The organism is Colwellia sp. MB3u-41 (genome assembly GCF_014076845.1).
Lineage (GTDB): Bacteria > Pseudomonadota > Gammaproteobacteria > Enterobacterales > Alteromonadaceae > Colwellia_A.
This window is the reverse complement of record NZ_JACGUT010000058.1, coordinates 1-19,987: the sequence shown is the minus strand read 5'-3', so window position 1 is coordinate 19,987 and position 19,987 is coordinate 1. Positions and strand designations below refer to the sequence as shown.

General features: G+C 35.9%; 20 protein-coding genes. 15 read left to right on the top strand and 5 right to left on the bottom strand.

The window, feature by feature from the left end; translation table 11 throughout:
• Positions 1 to 33 precede the first annotated feature (33 nt).
• The 5 genes from H4J73_RS05740 (at position 34) to H4J73_RS05720 (ending at position 2,470) form a co-directional block, all read left to right on the top strand.
• Positions 34 to 288: a hypothetical protein gene (locus H4J73_RS05740; RefSeq protein WP_182181272.1), complete on the top strand. Its 255-nt coding sequence runs from the start codon at positions 34 to 36 to the stop codon at positions 286 to 288.
• A gap of 179 nt (positions 289 to 467) precedes the next feature.
• The gene (locus H4J73_RS05735) at positions 468 to 638 is read left to right on the top strand and encodes a tetratricopeptide repeat protein (protein ID WP_182181271.1); all 171 of its coding nucleotides are present in this window, start codon (positions 468 to 470) and stop codon (positions 636 to 638) included.
• 496 nt (positions 639 to 1,134) lie between these two features.
• Positions 1,135 to 1,257, top strand: coding sequence for a potassium channel family protein (locus H4J73_RS20920; protein WP_182181270.1), 123 nt, complete (start codon positions 1,135 to 1,137; stop codon positions 1,255 to 1,257).
• Positions 1,254 to 1,397: a hypothetical protein gene (locus tag H4J73_RS05725; RefSeq protein ID WP_182181269.1), complete on the top strand. Its 144-nt coding sequence runs from the start codon at positions 1,254 to 1,256 to the stop codon at positions 1,395 to 1,397. The genes H4J73_RS20920 and H4J73_RS05725 overlap by 4 nt, the downstream gene beginning before the upstream one ends.
• Before the next feature lie 59 nt (positions 1,398 to 1,456).
• Complete coding sequence (locus H4J73_RS05720; protein WP_259366652.1) at positions 1,457 to 2,470, top strand: phospholipase A; 1,014 nt, start codon at positions 1,457 to 1,459, stop codon at positions 2,468 to 2,470.
• A 108-nt stretch (positions 2,471 to 2,578) separates the two neighbouring features.
• Here H4J73_RS05720 and H4J73_RS05715 read toward each other — a convergent pair whose 3' ends face one another.
• On the bottom strand, positions 2,579 to 3,007 hold the full coding sequence (locus H4J73_RS05715; RefSeq protein ID WP_182181435.1) for an organic hydroperoxide resistance protein: 429 nt from the start codon (positions 3,005 to 3,007) through the stop codon (positions 2,579 to 2,581).
• A gap of 111 nt (positions 3,008 to 3,118) precedes the next feature.
• Between H4J73_RS05715 and H4J73_RS05710 the strand changes: the two genes are divergently transcribed.
• Positions 3,119 to 3,559 carry a MarR family winged helix-turn-helix transcriptional regulator gene (locus tag H4J73_RS05710; protein ID WP_182181268.1) on the top strand — a complete coding sequence of 147 codons (441 nt, stop codon included), beginning with the start codon at positions 3,119 to 3,121 and terminating at the stop codon, positions 3,557 to 3,559.
• 240 nt (positions 3,560 to 3,799) lie between these two features.
• Positions 3,800 to 6,073 carry an ABC transporter substrate-binding protein gene (locus H4J73_RS05705; protein ID WP_182181267.1) on the top strand — a complete coding sequence of 758 codons (2,274 nt, stop codon included), beginning with the start codon at positions 3,800 to 3,802 and terminating at the stop codon, positions 6,071 to 6,073.
• Between the two features lie 70 nt (positions 6,074 to 6,143).
• On the opposite strand, the gene H4J73_RS05700 is transcribed toward H4J73_RS05705, so the two are convergent.
• Both H4J73_RS05700 and H4J73_RS05695 read right to left on the bottom strand, forming a co-directional pair.
• Positions 6,144 to 6,779, bottom strand: a complete 636-nt coding sequence (locus tag H4J73_RS05700; RefSeq protein WP_182181266.1) for an HPP family protein — start codon at positions 6,777 to 6,779, stop codon at positions 6,144 to 6,146.
• Between the two features lie 133 nt (positions 6,780 to 6,912).
• The gene (locus H4J73_RS05695; protein ID WP_182181265.1) at positions 6,913 to 7,299 is read right to left on the bottom strand and encodes a hypothetical protein; all 387 of its coding nucleotides are present in this window, start codon (positions 7,297 to 7,299) and stop codon (positions 6,913 to 6,915) included.
• Between the two features lie 180 nt (positions 7,300 to 7,479).
• Here H4J73_RS05695 and H4J73_RS05690 point away from each other — a divergent pair, with 180 nt between their 5' ends.
• On the top strand, positions 7,480 to 7,617 hold the full coding sequence (locus H4J73_RS05690; protein WP_182181264.1) for a LysR family transcriptional regulator: 138 nt from the start codon (positions 7,480 to 7,482) through the stop codon (positions 7,615 to 7,617).
• 57 nt (positions 7,618 to 7,674) lie between these two features.
• Positions 7,675 to 8,388: a LysR substrate-binding domain-containing protein gene (locus H4J73_RS05685; RefSeq protein ID WP_182223435.1), complete on the top strand. Its 714-nt coding sequence runs from the start codon at positions 7,675 to 7,677 to the stop codon at positions 8,386 to 8,388.
• A 42-nt stretch (positions 8,389 to 8,430) separates the two neighbouring features.
• Here H4J73_RS05685 and H4J73_RS05680 read toward each other — a convergent pair whose 3' ends face one another.
• Positions 8,431 to 9,381 (bottom strand): LysR family transcriptional regulator, encoded by a 951-nt coding sequence (locus H4J73_RS05680; protein WP_182181262.1) that lies wholly within the window; start codon positions 9,379 to 9,381, stop codon positions 8,431 to 8,433.
• Positions 9,382 to 9,536: 155 nt separating this feature from the next.
• Here H4J73_RS05680 and purE point away from each other — a divergent pair, with 155 nt between their 5' ends.
• The 5 genes from purE (at position 9,537) to H4J73_RS05655 (ending at position 14,158) form a co-directional block, all read left to right on the top strand.
• The gene (purE, locus tag H4J73_RS05675; RefSeq protein WP_182181261.1) at positions 9,537 to 10,016 is read left to right on the top strand and encodes a 5-(carboxyamino)imidazole ribonucleotide mutase; all 480 of its coding nucleotides are present in this window, start codon (positions 9,537 to 9,539) and stop codon (positions 10,014 to 10,016) included.
• A complete protein-coding gene (locus H4J73_RS05670; protein WP_182223434.1) occupies positions 10,016 to 11,119 on the top strand; it encodes a 5-(carboxyamino)imidazole ribonucleotide synthase in 1,104 nt (367 codons plus the stop codon). The genes purE and H4J73_RS05670 overlap by 1 nt, the downstream gene beginning before the upstream one ends.
• Positions 11,120 to 11,214: 95 nt before the next feature.
• The gene (locus tag H4J73_RS05665) at positions 11,215 to 12,867 is read left to right on the top strand and encodes a SulP family inorganic anion transporter (RefSeq protein ID WP_220460093.1); all 1,653 of its coding nucleotides are present in this window, start codon (positions 11,215 to 11,217) and stop codon (positions 12,865 to 12,867) included.
• A gap of 241 nt (positions 12,868 to 13,108) precedes the next feature.
• Entirely contained in the window at positions 13,109 to 13,552 is a 444-nt protein-coding gene (locus H4J73_RS05660) for a SirB2 family protein (protein WP_182181259.1), read from the top strand.
• 132 nt (positions 13,553 to 13,684) lie between these two features.
• Positions 13,685 to 14,158 carry a phosphate-starvation-inducible PsiE family protein gene (locus H4J73_RS05655; RefSeq protein ID WP_310649666.1) on the top strand — a complete coding sequence of 158 codons (474 nt, stop codon included), beginning with the start codon at positions 13,685 to 13,687 and terminating at the stop codon, positions 14,156 to 14,158.
• Positions 14,159 to 14,337: 179 nt separating this feature from the next.
• On the opposite strand, the gene yghU is transcribed toward H4J73_RS05655, so the two are convergent.
• Positions 14,338 to 15,213, bottom strand: a complete 876-nt coding sequence (gene yghU, locus H4J73_RS05650; protein ID WP_182223433.1) for a glutathione-dependent disulfide-bond oxidoreductase — start codon at positions 15,211 to 15,213, stop codon at positions 14,338 to 14,340.
• 367 nt (positions 15,214 to 15,580) lie between these two features.
• Between yghU and H4J73_RS05645 the strand changes: the two genes are divergently transcribed.
• Entirely contained in the window at positions 15,581 to 19,948 is a 4,368-nt protein-coding gene (locus H4J73_RS05645; RefSeq protein ID WP_182223432.1) for a PAS domain S-box protein, read from the top strand.
• The last annotated feature ends 39 nt before the right edge of the window (positions 19,949 to 19,987 follow it).

The following is a 19,987-nucleotide window of genomic DNA, read 5'->3' as shown; positions in this document are numbered from 1 at the left end:
TCGATTACAGGGTGCTTACGGGATAATCAGTTTATGCTTGAGCAGCTAGCCGCGTTTTATCAAAGCTCTGCGGTAGATAAACATCGATTGTTTGTTGCTACCACAAACAGAGTTACAAAGGTTTACCCTAAAGATAACTATGTAAAAACATTCATTGAAACATTAAATAAAAAGCCAAAACAGGGGCTTGATTTTGATTTAGTGACTTTTGGTGCAGATGAAAATCACCATACAATGCCAATTTTAAGTTTTATAAGGGCTTACGTTCTATTTTTGATGGTTATATGATTGACGATCAGACAAGGTTTCGGCCTGCACCTGAGGTTAAATTGCATGTTGAGAAAATATCGAAGAAGTTAGGGGCTAATTTTTTACTTTATGAGAGCATTATTGATTGGTTTGGTTACGACCGACTTTATAATAGTTAATTTGGTATTGATGTTGATAGAGCTATCGAGTTTTTTCTATTGAATACGCAATATTATCCATTATCAGCCAAAGCATGGGATAGCCTAGGAGAGGCATATTTAGTCAAGGGTGAAAAAGAGCGGGCATTGAGTTTATATAAAAAATCATTTGAGTTAAATCCAAACAATAACAATGCTAACGAAAAAATTAAATTATTAAACAGTGACTAATAAGAACAATAAATAGTGGGCTAGCAGTTGTTGCAAGTACTTTAGCTCATTATTCGCAGCTTTTTAGTGATTAATTATGTTTGAAAAACGTACATTTAATGACTTTGGTTTTCATTTATTGGATATAAGCTATCAAGGGATTTCTTTGAAGTCCTAAATATTAGTCGTACGGTTACGTTGTATTACTCATATTAATAGATATGGCTTACAATGTTGTAGGCTTTCTAAAATGGCCCTGCGCCAACGGCATTTATTATATTGCCTTTGGTTGGCGCTTTTTTTGTAGATATTTCGAATGTATTTATCATCAAGATAGCATTAAGTTTTTAAGTAGCATTGGCGTTAAGCGAGGGAACTGAAAGCGGCATGTGGTCTCAGCTTTCGCCATTACAAAGGTATGAATATGGAATTTACGTTAATTTTTATTATGTTATTTATGTTGTCACTTTATTTAGTTGGCTCTTTATTGATTTTTTTGGCTTTATAGATAATTATTTTGGAAAAAATTGTAACGAGAATAGAAAAGTGGAATAAATTTAATGGTCTATACTGGTCTCTAATCACTGCTACCACAGTCGGTTATGGTGACATAAATCCAACAAAAAATTATCTAAAGTGATTTCAATTATAATTGCCTTTATTGGTTTGGTCTTAACGGGGATCATTATTGCTGTCGCGCTTAAAGTGGCTTTATTATCGCTGGAACGTCATGCTGATCAACAAGTTATTGAGCGAATTAAAGCGGTATCTAACCGTTAAATTATAATGTCACTGTTGAAAATTTCTCTATTGTTAGCCTTATTTAAAGGAAGACCAGAATGCAAAGATCGATACTATTGGCATTAATGTTGCTTCTTGCAACAGCCTCCTTAATCGCTAAAGCAGATAAAGCATTGTGTGTCATGAACTTTTTTGCAACAGGCAACGCGGGTATGACACTGGCCGAGATCAGAGCCGCTTGTGTAGGTGATGTTGTTAAGCAACAAAAAGATATTGAACAAACTGAGTTACAGACGAGAACAGGCAGTATTACTGATAGAATAAAACGTGAGAAAACAACTGAGTTTGAGCCATATGTGCTTACCCCTCATAAAATGAATTATGTGCTGCCAGCCATTACAACCAACCGAGTAAATAAAGACGCCTATAGAATATTTGAAGGCTATGAAGAAAATTTGGAAAATGTTGAATCTAAATTTCAGCTTAGTCTAAAAGTGCCTTTAAATCATGAACGTATTTTTATAGAAGGTGATGGACTTTACGCCGCTTTTACCCTTAAGGCTTGGTGGCAAATTTATGCAAGTGGAATATCTAAACCCTTTAGAGAAACCAATTACCAACCTGAAATTTTTTATCTTGCGCCGCTCAATTGGCATCCTTTTGGTGGCAACACCGGTTTCATCGTTGGCGTCGAGCACCAATCAAATGGTCGTGCTCAAGGTCTATCACGTAGCTGGAATCGTGCTTATACTCATTTTCTTTTTGAAAAAGAAAATTTTGCATTATCATTAAAACCTTGGATAAGATTATCTGAAGAGAAAAAAGGCTTTGACGGTGATCCTGATGGAGATGATAATCCTGACATTGCAGACTATATGGGTAATGTTGAGTTAGGGATGGTTTATAAATGGAATGATCTAGAATTCAACTTTAAAGGGCGGCAAAATTTCAGTACGCATTATGGCGCTGCTGAATTTGGTTTTACTTTCCCTTTATGGGGTAAATTAAGAGGGTATGCCACTGTATTCAATGGTTATGGTGAAAGTCTTATCGATTATAACTATAGTCAAACAAGGGTTGGTATTGGGATTTCATTGAGCGATATCTTGTAACGAGCTGTCTTTAACGTATTTAAGATAACCTTTATTCTCTTTGTATAGAAATAAAAAAACACGCGTTTGCTAAGAGTAAAGCGTGTTTTTAATGATTGATGTGGACTCTTAAATAACAGAAAGTTCGACAACAATATTGCCGCGCGTTGCATTTGAGTACGGACATACTTTATGCGCTTTATCTACCATTGTTTGTGCCTGTGCTTTATCCATATCACCTAATGATATCGCTAACTTAACCGCGATACCAAAACCGCCTTCAATAGCACCAATAGATACTTCTGAATTAATATAAGTTTCGCTAGGTAAACTGCGTTTTTCTTCACCAGCAACAAATTTAAGTGCGCCAATGAAGCAAGCCGCATAGCCTGCCGCAAATAGTTGCTCAGGATTTGTGCCTTGACCGTCATCACCCCCTAAACCTTTAGGGGTCGAGAGTGTAAGGTCTAAACGGCCATCGTCAGATTTTGCTTTACCTTCACGACCACCGGTTGCAGTTGCTTTTGCTGTGTAAGCAATGTTTTGTAATTCGTTCATCATTAACTCCAAGTAATCATCATTTGGTTTGTGTGCAAAATAATAGACTAAACAAATACTGATTGCAAATGCTTTGTATGCAAATTAATATATAACATTAAGGAGTAACTTATGCCATTTGAACAATTAAAACTCAAAAACCAGCTGTGTCATCGTTTATATATGGCATCCAATAGTCTTATTCGTGCCTATCGTGAGCCACTAAAGGCGCTAAATATTACTTATCCACAATATGTCGTTATGATGGCATTGTGGGAAGAAGATAAAATAACGATTTCTGCGCTTTTAGAGAGAACAATGATTGACGGCGGGGCAATGACACAAATTTTAAAGAAAATGACGGATAAATGCTTACTAAACATTATTAAAGATGACGACGATAAACGAAAGCGCCTGGTTGAGTTAACAACACAAGGGCAAGTATTAAAAGCAAAGGCGGCAAATATTCCTCATCGCATTCGCTGCGAGTTTAATAGTATCGATAGCATACAAGCCAATCAGCTTATGCAATTACTCGATTTAGTTGTCGATGATCTAACCGATAAAACATAAAGCCTTAGGGATAATTACGGTAGTGTGTGGTAGGTAGAATTGGCTCTTCGTCTTAAAAAATAAAGACTTTTTTGTGCTTAAGTTTATTTTCTTTTCTTGGTGCTGAATGACACTTTTAAATCATTAAAATTATTAGTTAATTTAAAAACTCAACTATAATTTATTTTCATAAGTTGTCATTAGAATTTCGCTATATAACTATAAAAGGTCTTTAAGATGCCATTTTGTCGAAGTGAGCTAATGAAATATAGTAGCCTATGCCTTTTTTTATTAATTTCACCACCATTATTCGCCCTTGAAAAAGTTTCATTACAGCTAAAATGGATGCATCAATTTCAATTTGCAGGTTACTACATTGCGAAAGAAAAAGGTTTTTATGCGGATGAAGGATTTGATGTTGAAATAAGAGAGCGAGACCTTAAATCATCACCCTTTGACGATGTTGACAGTGGTAAAGCTGATTATGGTATTGCTGACTCTAGTGTTGTTTTATATAGGCTTAAAGGTAAACCTGTTGTTATTGCGTCAACCGTTTTTCAAGAAAGCCCATTAGTTTTTATGTCGTTAAAAAGTAAGAATATTACCAGTATTTATGATTTAGCCGACAAACGTATTATGTTTAGACGAAGTCTTGATGATGCTGGCTTAATGGCAATGATGACACTTATTGGAATCGACAGTGATGACTATATTCATATTCCTCACAATTTTGACGATATGGCGCTGATTAAAGATGATGTTGATGTAATGTCAGCTTATAAAACAGATCAAGTCTTAAATTATAAAGATATGGGGATTGCGACTAATATTCTTGATCCGAGTAGTTATGGTATAGATTTTTATGGTGATTTAATTTTTACCCATGAATCAACGGTTAGAAATAAACCAGAAAGAGTCAAAGCTTTTGTAAGGGCAAGTTTAAAAGGGTGGGAGTATGCATTAGACCACCCCGAGGAGTCTGTTGATTTAATTATTGAAAAATATAATAAAAAAGCAGTTAGGAAACACCTTTTACTCGAAGCAGAAGCGACCAAAAACGTTATTAAATTGAATTACGTCCCCTTAGGCACTATGCACGAGCAACGGTTTAAACGCATTGCTGATATTTACAAGAACTTAGCGTTAGTGGCAAATTCAAGCTCACTCGATGGCTTAACATTAAACAGTTATGAAAATTCAGGCCGCCGTTTCACGACTCAAACGATTTTTGTTATGTTGGGCAGCGTAATACTATTAATATTCATTCTTATTGTCGTGATCGTTTTTAATTATAAGCTCAATAAATTAGTCAAAGATAAAACCAAAAAACTTTTATTAAATAATATTGAATTGGCCAATAATATCGAGCAAATTAATGAAAAAAATAGCCAATTAGAAGTCGCTAAATTAGACGCTGATAACGCTAATAAAGTGAAGTCATTATTTTTAGCCAACATGAGCCATGAAATTAGAACTCCAATGAATGGTATATATGGCAGCTTACAACTCTTAAATAAAAAAACAGAAGTGAAAGAGGATAAAGTGCTTATTGACCAAGCGCTATTTTCTACAAAATGCCTACTGACTATTATTAACGATATTCTTGATATTTCTAAAATGGAAGAAGGAAAATTAGAATTTGATGTTATTTCATTTGATTTAATTGAGTTAACTAAGTGTGTTATTACTGATTTGTCACAAAACAGTGAACTACAAGCAACAAAAATTAGTTTGAAAACGGGTAATACCTCTCAAAATTGGTTTGGTGATCCTACACGTATACGACAGATTTTACTGAATATTTTGTCTAATTCTGTAAAGTTTACTAAAAATGGCACCATAGATGTGTTTATTGAAAGCAGGGAAGATAATTTGCTCTCTATTGAGGTTAAAGACTCTGGTATCGGTATGAATGAATCACAGCTTAGTCAATTATTTCAACGTTTTGAACAAGCAGATAAATCAATCACCCGTAAATATGGTGGCACCGGTTTAGGTATGGCTATAACTCATGCACTCATCGACTTGATGAAAGGTACGATTAATGTGTCAAGTGTTGAAGGAGAGGGAACCTGTTTTAGGTTTTTTTTACCGCTAGTTAAGGCTTATAGCAAAGATTTTACTGAGATTAATGAGACAACGTCACGGCAATTAACCCCCGACCTTGCTGACTATACGATAATGATTGTTGAAGATAATAAAATCAATCAAATGGTCCTAAAAAAAATGCTGAGTGACACTAACGCTAATCTGCTGGTCGTTGAAAATGGTTTGATGGCGGTTAATGCCTCTAAAGAAACGAAAATAGATTTAATTTTAATGGATGTTCAAATGCCGGTGATGGATGGAGTAACGGCTTGTAAAATAATTAAACAGCTTGCTAAGTGCCCACCTATTATAGCGTTAACGGCGAATGTTATGGCACAAGACATCACCTATTATTTACACTCTGGGTTTGATGCTCATTTAGGAAAGCCATTAGAGTTAGCTCATTTATATCAAATGTTAAGCCAGCAATTGCTAACCGAATCGTAGTATTGGTCGGGGTTGGGATGATTGTCACAAGATTACTTTATTCATCGATAACGAATGACATCTATATTAACTAACACCATAATGATAAAGGAGGATCCATCGTGATCGCCTTTATAATATCAGTACGTGAAATAATACCGACTACTTTGCCGTTTGGCTCTAAGATCGGAGTTGTATGCAAACGATTATTTATTTGCAGTAACGCAATACGCCTGATCTCGGTTACAGGTTCCGCCGTATAAATTTTTGATTGCTCATTTAAAAATAAATTAGCGACACTTTTTGTTTTAAGATTTTTGCCTATAGTTGACCCATGCTTTAAAAGATATTCATAAAGCTGTTGCCTAGACAAACTGCCAACCAGTTGCTGTTGAGTATTAACAATTGGAAATTCTTGATACGCTAACCGTGTAAACTTATTGATCACCTCTGTTAATAAATCATTGGCTGATATGACTTCAACAGGTGAAGTCATAATTTGATAAGCATGACAAATTAATGCTTTTTCATCAGGTTTACCAATGGTGTCATTATAAGCATCAATCGCTTTAGGTGAGGGAGAATATCCTTTTTTATGTAAGGGCGAAAATTCATCAAGTTGTTGAAAAATATTTGTTTGTTCTGAACTTTTCGACTTTTGAACATGATAAAGCTCTTCAAGAGGACCAGAAAAGCTTCTGCCATTAGGTGTGTATATTGCAAACATTATTATCTCCCTTTTACTTATAAATAAAGTTAAATATAAACGCCGATAGATATTATTGACTGATTTTCATGATAAAAGATGAATATGATGGTTGAAAATAAAATTTAACAGCGTTTGTTGATTGAAGGTAATATCAATTCACTATTAATTCTATTCGCTCTAATTCAATACGGGTAGACAATTCAATGTCATTTTTTGGTGACCAAGTTGGATAATTTTTTTGTTGACGCTTAACTTTTTTCAAAAAGCTCAACCTTGCTCTTGATAAGGCGATATTGACCGCCGACATAACGGAGTTTTGATTATCGCTAACAACAATATCAGGCATACCTTTACTATAAATAACAACTCGGCAGTTTTTATCTTTTCCACCTTTTGGCCCGTTAATATCATCAAGGGTCACTTTTATTACTTGTACTCGGTTATAAAATTTATTGAACATACGACGTGCTTTTTGTCTTATCTGTAACAAATTTTCTGTTGAAAGCTTAATTTTTAGATCTGTAATTGTTAATTCCATATTTACCTCGTTTAATGAAGAATAATAATTTGTATTAATATTGATGACCTTCTTAAGTTATAACTAACTATCTAACCCAATAAAAGTCGATTGTAATTGCTTTTTTATCAATTTAAAGTTGATAAGTATTTTGAGGTGCGTATAAATCGTACGACTGATAATAAAAATTTAAGAGGCATTATGGCTAAACTCAATTATCATCATTTGCAATATTTTTATGCAATAGCTACACATGGCAGCATCGCTAAGGCAGCAATAGTTATGCATATAACCCCACAAACGCTTAGTGCGCAGTTAACTTTATTAGAAACACAATGAGGTTATAACTTATTTGATCGCAAGGGTAAGCGTTTAGTGCTCAATGACATGGGACTTATGACGTTTAGCTACGCACAAGAAATATTTAGTTTAGGAGACGAATTAGTACATTCTTTGAAAAATCATTCCACTGACTTTTCTTTTCGTTTTTCAATTGGCGTTACTGATGTTATTCCAAAGGTGTTTTCATTTCACTTATTAAAAACAGTCTACGCGATGAACAATTCGATAAAATTAGTTTGTAAAGAAACAAGTTTAGACGTTTTGTTAGGTGAACTTGCGGTAAATAAATTAGATGCGGTTTTAAGTGATACTTCATTACCCACTGGTTCGTCATTAAAAGCCTACAGCCACCTAGTGGGTAAATGTGGCATGAGTTTTTTTGCGCATCAAGACTTGGCTCAAGTCTTAGCTATTAATTTTCCTCAATCACTTAATGGTCAGCCTTTCTTTACGGCCGGTGAAGGCTCTAATCAACACCTTAGTGTGCTTTTTTGGTTTAATGAACTCAATATATTACCTAAAATAATAGGTGAGTTTGATGATTCGGTGTTAACTAAATATTTTGGTCAAGCGGGTTATGGTGTTTTTTGCGCGCCTACGATGATTGAAAATCATGTGATAGCGCAGTTTGATGTTGAAATCATTGGCAGAACCACTGAAATTACTGAACATTATTATTTAATATCACCTGAGCGAAAAGTAAGACATCCCGCGGTTCAACATTTGCTTTCACAAGGGAAAAAGCTGTTTACTAAGTCAATAGCTTAGCCTTTGATGCATAACTCAACATCAAAACCAAAGTGGTTTAATTTAGCTGTATAAAATATCGTTTTTGATCATTTCTTTTTGCAGCAATGAACGGCCATTGGTTTCAATGTGATTAAGAAACTCCGTGGCAATTAATGTCTGGCGTTTTGATTTAGACCAAACAAAAAACCAATGGGCATTAATGGGTAATTCTTTTATTGGTAAACGCACCAAGCCACTTTGGCCGCCATACATTAAGGTATGTGCTGATAATATTGATATACCTAGCTTTGACATAACTAAATGTTTAATCGCTTCATTACTTTCAATGGTCATTTTAACGTTGAGTTTTACGTTCTGTTGTTTTAAAAAGGCTTCAATGGCATAACGCGTACCAGAGCCTTGTTCTCGCATTAAAAAAGGTTCCTTGCATAAATCCTCTAAGGTTAAGTTTTTCTTGTTAGCAATAGGATGATCTTCATGTGCTATTGCCACTAGCGGGTTTACCAGAAATTCAATAGATTGTGTTTCGATATCTGATGGTGGATGACTAAACACATAGAAGTCGTCAACACCTTGCTTTAACCGTTCAATCGTTTGCGCTCTATTGCCAATATTTAGCTGTATATCAATATCAGGGTATCGTTCTAAAAAAGGACCTAATAAATGCGGAATAAAATATTTAGAGGTGGTAACAACAGCTAACCGTAATGTGCCTGATTTGAAATCTTTAATATTTCCTATCGCCATATCAAGGCGCGCAAAACTATCAAGCACTTCTACCGCTGTTTTAATTAACTCTAATCCAATATCGGTAAATAATACTTTTCTGTTTGAATAATTATAAAGCGGTGAACCCATCGCTTGTGCTAGCTTTTTCATTTGTATTGATACGGTGGGTTGCGTTAAAAAAAGTGCTTTCGCCGCTTCTTTAATACTGCCTTTATCGTGTACAGCCAATAATATTTCAAGTTGTCTGATGGTGCCAATATGTGCATGAAGTCTGGATTTCATCTTTTTACCATTAAAATAGATGTTTATCTATTTATGATATAGGTAAAATCAATTTTTATCTATCTATGTTTTTTGTCATAATAAGTAAAAAATTAAGAGCTGTTTACAGTTAATTTAATACTGTACTCACACAATAAATAATAAGGTAATTTACAATGAATAAGATGAAAGTCGCGATTATTATGGGTTCTCAGTCTGATTGGCCAGTCATGAAAAATGCGGTTACTGTGCTTGAAGCCTTAGGTATTGAATATAAAGCGATGGTTGTTTCAGCACATCGTACACCAGAGCGTTTGTATGAATTTGCTGAAAATGCAGAAAAAGACTACAGCGTTATTATTGCTGGTGCCGGTGGCGCAGCGCATTTGCCGGGTATGGCGGCAGCGTTAACTTGGTTACCTGTTATTGGTGTGCCGGTAATGAGCAAAGCGCTTAAAGGCATGGATAGTTTATTATCTATTGTACAAATGCCTAAAGGGGTTGCGGTTGCTACACAGGGCATTGGAGAAGCAGGTGCTTTTAATGCGGGGTTAATGGCCTCACAAATCCTTGCAACGAGTAATGTTGAGCTGCAAGGCAAGTTAAAAGCATGGCGAGCAAAACAAAGTGAAAGCGTTTCGTGGGAGGTTGAATAATGCGCATAGCCATTGTTGGTTGTGGTCAACTTTCTCGTATGTTAGCACTCGCTGGCCTTCCTTTAGGTATAAAGTTCAGCTTTATTAATGATACTAGTGAGCAAATTACTGACTGTGTTGACGGTTTAGGTCGCGTTGTTTTCTTACCTGATAATTGGCAGAAAGAGCAAAATATTCATAAGCTCTATAATCTTTTGGGAAAGCCTGATTGTATTACGGTTGAAAAAGAGCAAGTTGATGTAAAGCTATTAGAAGCCTTACAAGCATATTGTGATATTTTACCTAACCCAAAAGCGATTATTGCCTGCCAGCATAGATATCGTGAAAAACAACTGTTAGAAAAATTAGCTATTCCTACTGCTGCTTTTGTATATTCGGTTTCCGCTAAAGTAGCATTGGATACCTTACAACTGCCTGTGGTGGTTAAATCTTGCAATGATGGTTACGATGGTAAAAATCAGTGGGTTATAAAAACCTTAGCCGACGTTGAACACTTTGATCGTTTACACATTCAAGACTATATTATTGAAGCATGGATGACGTTTGAACGAGAAGTTTCATTGGTCTCAGTTCGGGCTAAAAATGGCGATATTGAACATTATTCTTTAACCGACAATATTAATGAAAACGGCATTTTAAAACAATCAATCGCGCCAGCTACAGACCCAGACAATACCTTAACAGTCAAAGCGCAAGGCTATATGGAAAGCTTACTCAACGAAGTTGACTATGTTGGTGTGATGGCGATGGAATGTTTTGTTATTAACGGCGACTTAGTGATCAATGAATTAGCTCCTCGAGTTCACAACAGTGGACATTGGACTCAAGCAGGAAGTGTAACTTGTCAGTTTGAAAATCATGTTAGAGCAATTGCCGGCCTAGCACTAGGTAGTACAGAGTTGCTGGGCACTTCGGGTATGATTAACCTTATTGGTAATAAACAACCGCCATTTGAAGGACTTTCAGCGTTCTCAACATTACACTGGTACAATAAATCTGTTAAACCCGAACGCAAACTCGGCCATGTTAACTTTTTTGATAGAGACCGAGCAAGTCTCGTTACAAAAATGGATGATTTCAAGCAAGCAGTGAATGATCAGTAATGTAATGGACCGGTCGTAGCAATATAAGGGCTTTCTGGGTTTGTTCGAGATATGAAACATTCATTAGCGTGCACTATTTTGTAGGAAGAATTTTAATGTTGTTTGGACATCGTTTTAAAGATATGAACCTCAAAGGCGATCTGTTTGGTGGGGTAACCACCGCAGTTATTTCCTTACCCTTAGCGCTTGCTTTTGGTGTGGCATCAGGCGCTGGTGCAGAAGCGGGGCTGTGGGGCGCAATAATGGTTGGCTTTTTTGCCGCTTTATTTGGCGGTTCTTCTAGCCTTATCTCAGAGCCTACCGGTCCGATGACCGTTATTATGACGGCCGTATTAACAACCATGATGGCTAAGTATCCAGAAACAGGCTTGGCTATTTCATTTACTATCGTAATGATGGCTGGCGCTTTTCAAATATTGCTGGGTACACTTAAGTTAGGTAAATACATTACGTTAATGCCCTACAGTGTTATTTCTGGTTTTATGTCGGGTATTGGTGTGATTTTAATTATCATGCAGTTGTCTCCGCTGCTTGGACAAGCGAGTCCTGTGGGTGGAGTAACGGGCACTTTATTGTCATTACCTACTCTTTTATCTAACATTAAATTTAGTGAGCTATTTTTAGCTTTACTCACCTTAGGCATTTTGTTTTTCTTACCAAAAAGATACCGAAAATATGTGCCAGCGCAACTTGTTGCATTAGTGTCGGTAACCCTTATCTCTATGTTGTTATTTAACAACGAAGATATTCGCCGAATTGGTGAAATACCGGCAGGTTTACCGTCTTTAGTTATTCCACACTTTAATACTGAAATTTTTACGACCATGGTGATTGATGCCTTGGTGCTCGGCACACTCGGCTGTATTGATACTTTACTGACTGCAGTGATTGGTGATTCATTAACACGTAAAGAGCACGACCCCGACAAAGAACTGCGTGGTCAAGGTATCGCTAATATGATTTCTGGTTTGTTTGGCGCTTTACCGGGGGCTGGCGCAACGATGGGAACGGTGACTAACATTCAAGTAGGAGCGCGTTCACCCTTGTCGGGCATTATTCGTGCTTTAGTGCTTGCACTTGTCGTATTAGTGGCCGCTGGCTTAACAGAACCCATCCCCATGGCTGTTCTGGCTGGTATCGCCGTGTATGTAGGTTTTAATATTCTTGATTGGAGTTTTATTCAACGCGCACATAAAGTCAGTATTCAAGGCATGGCGATAATGTATGGAGTTATGTTACTCACTGTTTTTGTTGATTTAATTGTTGCTGTTGGTTTAGGTGTCTTTATCTCTAACATTATTGTTATTGAACGATTGAGTCGAGAGCAAGCACGCCAAGTTAAAGCGATAAGTGATAGTGATGGCGACGACGTGCCTCTGAACAGTCGTGAACGAAAACTCCTTGAAAAAGCCAATGGCAAAGTGTTGTTTTTCTACCTGTCTGGACCGATGATCTTTAGTGTATCCAAAGCAATATCTCGCCAGCATACGCGGGTTGCTGAATACGATGTCATGATCCTTGATTTAACTGATGTGCCAATGATTGATGAAACGGTTGGTCTTGCACTTGAAAACGCGGTAAAAGATGCGCTTGACGCACAATGTGAAGTGTTTTTATTGTGTCCTAATGAGCAAACGCGTCAACAGCTCGAAAAATGTAATGTTTTAGATTTAGTGCCTAATAAGAATATTTACTCCTTTCGTGACGAAGCATTGCAAGCGGCGTTAACTCGCGTAGAAAGTCATTAATCTCAATAACTGATATTCACCGCTAATATGGCCATGCGTATTTAGAGTACGTTGACCGCACTTGAAGTCATTACACAAAATGTAAAAACTTTAGGTAACAGGTACAATTAATGCGTGAATAAGGTGGGGGGGTGAGATAAATTTAACAAAATAATGCAGGAGATAGCGTTTCCTGGATAAAATAAATATATACTGACCGCCTCGGTCATAAATAAACAATAAATTTTTAGGGATCAACAACATGTACATGATAGTTAAGCACGCCCATCTCACCATAATTATGCTTACGTTTATCTTTTTTATTATTAACTTTGTGTTGATGATGAGAGGGTCTGAGAAGGTTAATAATAAACTGCTAAAGATTGGACCACATATTTTATATACGCTATTTGTTGTCACTTTTATTTATATGATTAGTGTTAATCCACTTAATTTATATCCATTTGTTAATGGTTGGGCATCGTCTAAATTAGCAGGCTTTGTTATCTATATACTCTCTATTACTTTGGCGCTTAAGTGGGCAAAATCAACATTATGGCGTATTGTTGGCTTAGTTAGTGCCGTATTTTGGCTCACGATGAGCGCAAGACTTGGTTTTGCTGATCACCTGAAATCAAAAGGCGCTAGCGAAGACATTAATGCTTATATTGATTTTGGGCAGTCTATGTTGACCACCCTCTGCTAATTTTGTCCATGTCGATTGTAGACGTTTAATTTGATAGACCAACATTGGTATTAAAAGCTAAGTGTTGGTTTTATTGATGTAATGAACTTACCTTGCTTGCGCTGTACAACAATAAAATTAATAACAGGAAAAATAATGAAACACGAGGAACTACCAGAAAATCACGCAGACCCGCTGCTAAAGTTATTGCATCGTTCTATTCGATTTGCAATAAGAATACTGGCCTTATTGATGGTATTAGTGATCTATTGGAGTATTGCTGATGTTGTTTATGTTTTATATTTAAAATTGTCTACACCGCCATACTTTCTCTTAAATATTGAAGACATTCTTCAAACGTTTGGCGCTTTTATGGTGGTATTGATCGCCGTTGAAATTTTTATCAATATTCGGTTATATCTTGGTTCTAATGTTATCCCCGTTGAGTTAGTGGTTGCCACGGCACTGATGGCAGTTGCTCGTAAAATTATTGTATTAGATCTCAAGTTTGTCTCTGCTGAGCAGATAGTAGGTCTTGCGTTGGTTACTATTGCTCTTGGAGTAACATATTGGTTAATAAAGAAGAACAATAAAGATCCTGAAGAAATAATTAAAATAGAAAGATAAAATCAGCTCTTTTTATCGGACTCATTAAACCAACACGTTTTGAACGTGTTGGTTTTTTTTATTCGTAAAATACGAATTAAATGCCATAAATATTCGAGTTTAATAATAATAAAAATCGAATACTACGTTGACACATAGATAAATAAAATTTAAATCACGCGACTCAAATATCAACCGGTTTATTCTTTTATATCGGCCACTTTGTCTTGAGTTTTGAATTCAAAATCACTTGCATCATGGCGTTCATGTAACTGCTGATCTAACTCTCCCCAAGTACGATTAACCATTAAGCCACGTTTAACGGCTGCTCGTTCGCCAATTTCTTCTGTCCACCTTACTAAGTTTACATAAGATTGAGTTTGTAAAAACTCAGCAGCTTCATAGACTTTATTTTGAACTAATGCGCCGTACCATGGCCATATAGCGATATCAGCAATGGTATATTGATCACCACAAATATATTTATTATTGGCTAAATGGCGGTCTAATACGTCGAGTTGTCGTTTGACTTCCAGTGTAAATCGTTCTATCGGATATTCAAATTTTTCTGGTGCGTATGCGTAAAAATGTCCAAAGCCACCGCCCAAATAAGGGCCACTTCCTACCTGCCAAAATAGCCAGGATAAACATTGTGATTTGAGGAAAGGTTCTTTAGGTAAAAAAGCATCAAATTTCTCTGCTAAATAGAGCAGTATCGCGCCAGACTCGAAAATAGGGAGTTTATTATTGCCACTATTGTCAACTAAAGCAGGTATCTTAGAGTTTGGATTTATTGCGACAAATCCTGAACTAAATTGATCTCCTTCCATAATGTCAATTAAATGGGCGTCATATTCAGCTTCTTTGATCTGTAATGCTAATAACTCTTCCAATAAAATGGTTATTTTAACGCCATTCGGAGTGGCCAAAGAATATAATTGTAAAGGGTGTTTACCGACAGGTAACTTTGCTTGATGAGTTTCCCCTGCGATAGGGCGATTAATACTGGCGAACTTACCACCACTGTCTTTATTCCATTCCCATATTTTTGGCGGCACATAGCTATATTTAGACATTTTTATCTCCGTAATTATTATGTAGGCTTTAAGGTTATCATTAATTGATATTGATATTTTTATCGATATTAGCAATAAATATAATAATAATATGCTTACCAAATATTAAAGATATATCATTATCATTAATAATCATGATTTCAATTTCTATCAGGTGTTTATCTTAAAATATTCTATAGTTATATACTTTAGTGTGGATATTGCTTACAAAAAAGTGAACAAGCATGGACGTGTCATTAACTTATCAACAGAATGAACTTCATCTATTTATTTTTATATATAGAATTGGTTAAATTAAGCCATTGGCAACATTATATATAAATTAAAAGTGTCCTTATCTCTAAAAATAATAATGGATTATATAATCATGTCACGATACGTAAATTTATATAAATTTCCTCTATATATTATCTCTGTTATTGTATTGCTATTTTTAATCGGCTCAACAATCATTGGTTGGGATAGCCATAATAAAGTTGAAAAAGCGCTAAAATCTCAAGCAATAGCTACGTTAAAAGTAAGTGTACAAAAGAGTCATTACTTATTAAAAAACATCTGGATAAAGTCTAACTTTTCTTCAATAAAGTCTTGGTCAACTTCCGCTACTATTACTAAGCAAATAAAACAGGTAGTTATTGAACAATCGACAGGAAGTTTAACTTCGTTAGATAAAGCCACTCGGCGATTAACGGCGCTTATAGACCCTTATCTTTTTGTTAAAGGTAACGAGGGCTATTATATAATTTCACCTGAGTATAAAAATATTACCGCTAAATTAGATCATTTAGTTGGACAGCGAAATATTATTGCTGATGAATATTTACCGGAACTTGCCAAAGCTTTTAATGGTCAAATTATTTTTATTCCTTCTATTTTATCCGCAATACCTTTACCCAATTCTGCTAGGGAATTACAGGAACAATATCCAACCACTTTTATTGTGGCTCCGATATTTGATCAAAAAAAACAGGTTGTTGCTGTTATTGCAATTCGTATAGATCCATTGGGCAGTTTTTCTAATATTGTTCAGCAATATCAACAGTGGCAGTCAGGAAAAACCTATTTTTTTGATGCTAAAGCTCGTTTATTAACGGCAAATCATTTTGAGTCAGAACTTAAGTCTACGGGTTCACTTATGAAAGGACAAGCTAGCGCATTGGCTAGATCTTTAACTCAGTCAGTTAAGTCAAAGAATAACCCAAGCTCTCAAACAGCATCATATATCCAACAGGGACAATCAGTATTGCAAGAAGAAGATGCTTATAGTCTGCATACGTATCTAGATTATCAGGGAGAGTCTGTCGTTGGTGTTTGGCTATGGGATAGTGAGTTAGGCTTAGGGGTAGGGGCAGAGGTCGATGAGGTAGACGTACTTCAATCGCAACAAGAAATAGTTTCTGGCTTTTTCTGGCAGTTATTAGAAACAGCTTTAATGAGTATCTTTATATTAGTCATTGGTTTTTATTGGCAAAAGCGCCGTGCGGCCGTTACCTTCGATCCAGAACATTATCTTTACCCAATGCTGAACAATGCCCCTGATGCAATAATATCTTTTAACTCAAAGGGGGAAATTATACGATTTAATAAAGTGGCGAGTTTGTTGTTTTCTGTTAATAAAAAATGGGCTGAAGCGATGTTTTTTGACGATTTTTTTATGTTACATGAAAAGAAATATCTACAAAAATGGATCCAACAAATAGCAAGTGATAGCAATACCTGTGACAGTTTTAGAATTATGCAAGCTAGAGCTAAAGATGCGAGAGAGTTTCCAGCCCGCGTTGCGATAAGTAGCTATAAAAACCAGCAAGAGAATATTTTTACTGCCATTGTTTCTGATTTAAGTACGATAAAACAATTGGAAGGTCGATTGTTGGTACTTGAAAGTGCGGTTGAGCAAAGTCGCTCTGCTATTTTGATAACTGACTTTTTGGGGAAGATTGTTTACGTTAACAAAGCCTTTACTGAAACAACGGGTTATTCAAAAACTGAAGTTTTAGGAAAAAATGCAAAAATTTTAGATTCAGGACATAAAATCGCCGAAAAATATCAGCAACTTTGGCAAAAAATTATCGATGGTAATCATTGGAGTGGTCAGTTATACAACAAGAAAAAAGACGGAAGTTGCTACTGGGGTACTACGGATATTTCACCCATACGAGACCGGAATGGAAAAACAGACCACTTCTTAACGATAAACCAAGATATTAGTGTACAAAAAAGTAATGAAGATAAGCTGTTGAAGCAACAATTATTTCTAAAAGAAGCCGAACGTATTGCTCATTTAGGTTGTTGGGAAAAAGTGCTAAAGAACAATACCATTCAGTGGTCTGATGGTATGTTTATATTGATGGGTATTGATCGAACAACGCCACTGACATCAGAACTTATTGTCAGTTTAGTTCATCCAGATGACCGTTATCAATTTAGAATACATCAACTTAAAGCGTTAAATAAATTAGAGGTATATAGCTTTGAATGTCGAGTGATATTAGAAAACAAGCAATTAAGATACATCAAGACATCTACCGAAGTTAGGCGTGATGTCAATGGTGAAGCCATTAGCTTGTTGGGTATAGTCAAAGATATAACCAGTATCAAGCAAAATGAAATAGAACGCGAAATACTCGATGCAGAAAAAGAACAGTCTCGCCAAGCGACTTTAAATGTATTGCTTGATGTTAAATATCAGCGCAACAGAACAGAAAAAACATTAGCTGACTTAAAAGAGTCTCAACATGAATTAGAACAAGCACGTTTAACCGCTGAAGCGGCAAGTGATTCTAAGTCACAGTTTTTAGCGACAATGAGTCATGAAATTAGAACACCCATGAATGGTGTAGTAGGGATGTTAGAGCTCCTTGAACAATCTGAACTTGATGAAGATCAATACCATTTAGCGAACGTTGCTAAAGATTCTGCATGGGCATTATTACAAATTATTAATGATGTCTTAGATTTTTCAAAAATAGAAGCGGGAAAAATGACCTTAGAGTCAATACCGTTTACTTGGACAGAAATTATTGAAGGTGCATCAGAGCTCCTTTCATCACAATTACAGAACAAAAAATTATTGCTAGTTTGCTCATCTAATCAACACATGACCGATTCTATGTTGGGTGATCCCGTTAGGTTACGGCAAATTGTGCTTAATTTGTTAGGTAATGCGATTAAATTTACGCCTAGCAATAATGAACGTCAAAGCCTTATTGAGGTAAAACTTGATTACTTAGATAACAGTCAAAATAAGAAAATTTTTCGTTTAACGGTCAAAGACAACGGCATCGGTATTAGTGAGGACCAAAAAAAGCAATTATTTGATGCTTTTACTCAAGCTGATAACAGCATTCATCGTGAATTTGGTGGTACGGGGTTAGGCTTATCTATTTGTTCAAAACTAGCTATTTTGATGGGAGGAGAAATTAGCTGCCAGGGCACTATTGGTCATGGAACAGAGTTTCATGTTGACTTACCTTTAATGCCGGCTCAAAAAAACCAGGCATCAACGTTAAGCGTTGAACTCTATAATTTGAATATATTACTCGTTGCTCATGATGAATTAACCGATGTTATTTTACAAAAAGGGCTAACAGCACTTGGCGCGCACTGTTATTTAGCCGCGAGCTCTTCAACAAAAATACCACAACTCATTGCCGATGGAAATTATGATCTTATTATTATTTCTGCAGAGCAAGTGATTAGCCTTTGGCCAGCAGTTAAAGAGCAGTTACTGCCCACCAGTGGCGACGCTATCAACGTGCTAGTCCTTGAACGTTGGCATAATTTTGATCTGCTACTTCCTCATGAAAATATCACCATAATTGCGAGTAATCCGTTCTTACCACAAAAAATTTATTGGTCTATTGCCCGTATTATGGGCAATAAAAACCCACTTATAAATGATCGAAAACTTGAGGTCAAAAACTTAACTATTCCAATTATTACAGAGGCACAAACCGATAATAAACTGATTTTAATTGTTGAAGATAACCTTTACAACCAACAGGTCTTAGAACGCCAACTAAATTTATTTGGTTATGCGGTTATTATTGCTAATCATGGACAAGAAGCGCTTGATCAAATGAAAGAATATTCTTTTTCACTGATCATGACTGACTGTCAAATGCCGATAATGGATGGCTTTGAGTTTGCTAGAAGAGTACGAGAAAGTGAGCCAGAGGGGGGAGCTCAGATCCCAATCATTGCAATTACCGCCAACGCTATGCGAGATGAAGCCGAGCACTGTATAAAACTGGGTATGAATGATTACGTAACTAAGCCGTTGAAATTAAATGATTTAAATTCATTACTTAATAAATGGTTAACCAAGAAGGGACTAGATGATGAATTTGAAATAGATGCCCCTGCTGAAATAACCGATGATGAAGCGAGTGAACTGTCAAATCAACCGGCTATTAATATAGCGGCATTAACCGCATGTTTTGGCGACGATAAATCAGCACAGCAAAGTTTTTTAAAATTTTATCAAGAGCATAGTAAACCATTAATAGCTGAATTAGCAGAAAATATAGCGAATGAAGATTGGAAAAGTGTTGCTGACCTTGCGCACAAACTTAAGTCTTCTACTCGCGGTGCTGGAGCGATATTATTAGCCCATTATTGTGAAAAATTAGAGCTACTCGTTATAGAAGGAAATACACAAGAAATCTTAAAGATAAGTGATAAATTATATTTTGAATTTAATCGTGTATTTGACGATATAGAATTAAATTTTTAACTGACTAATGACTAATGACTAATGACTAATGACTAATAC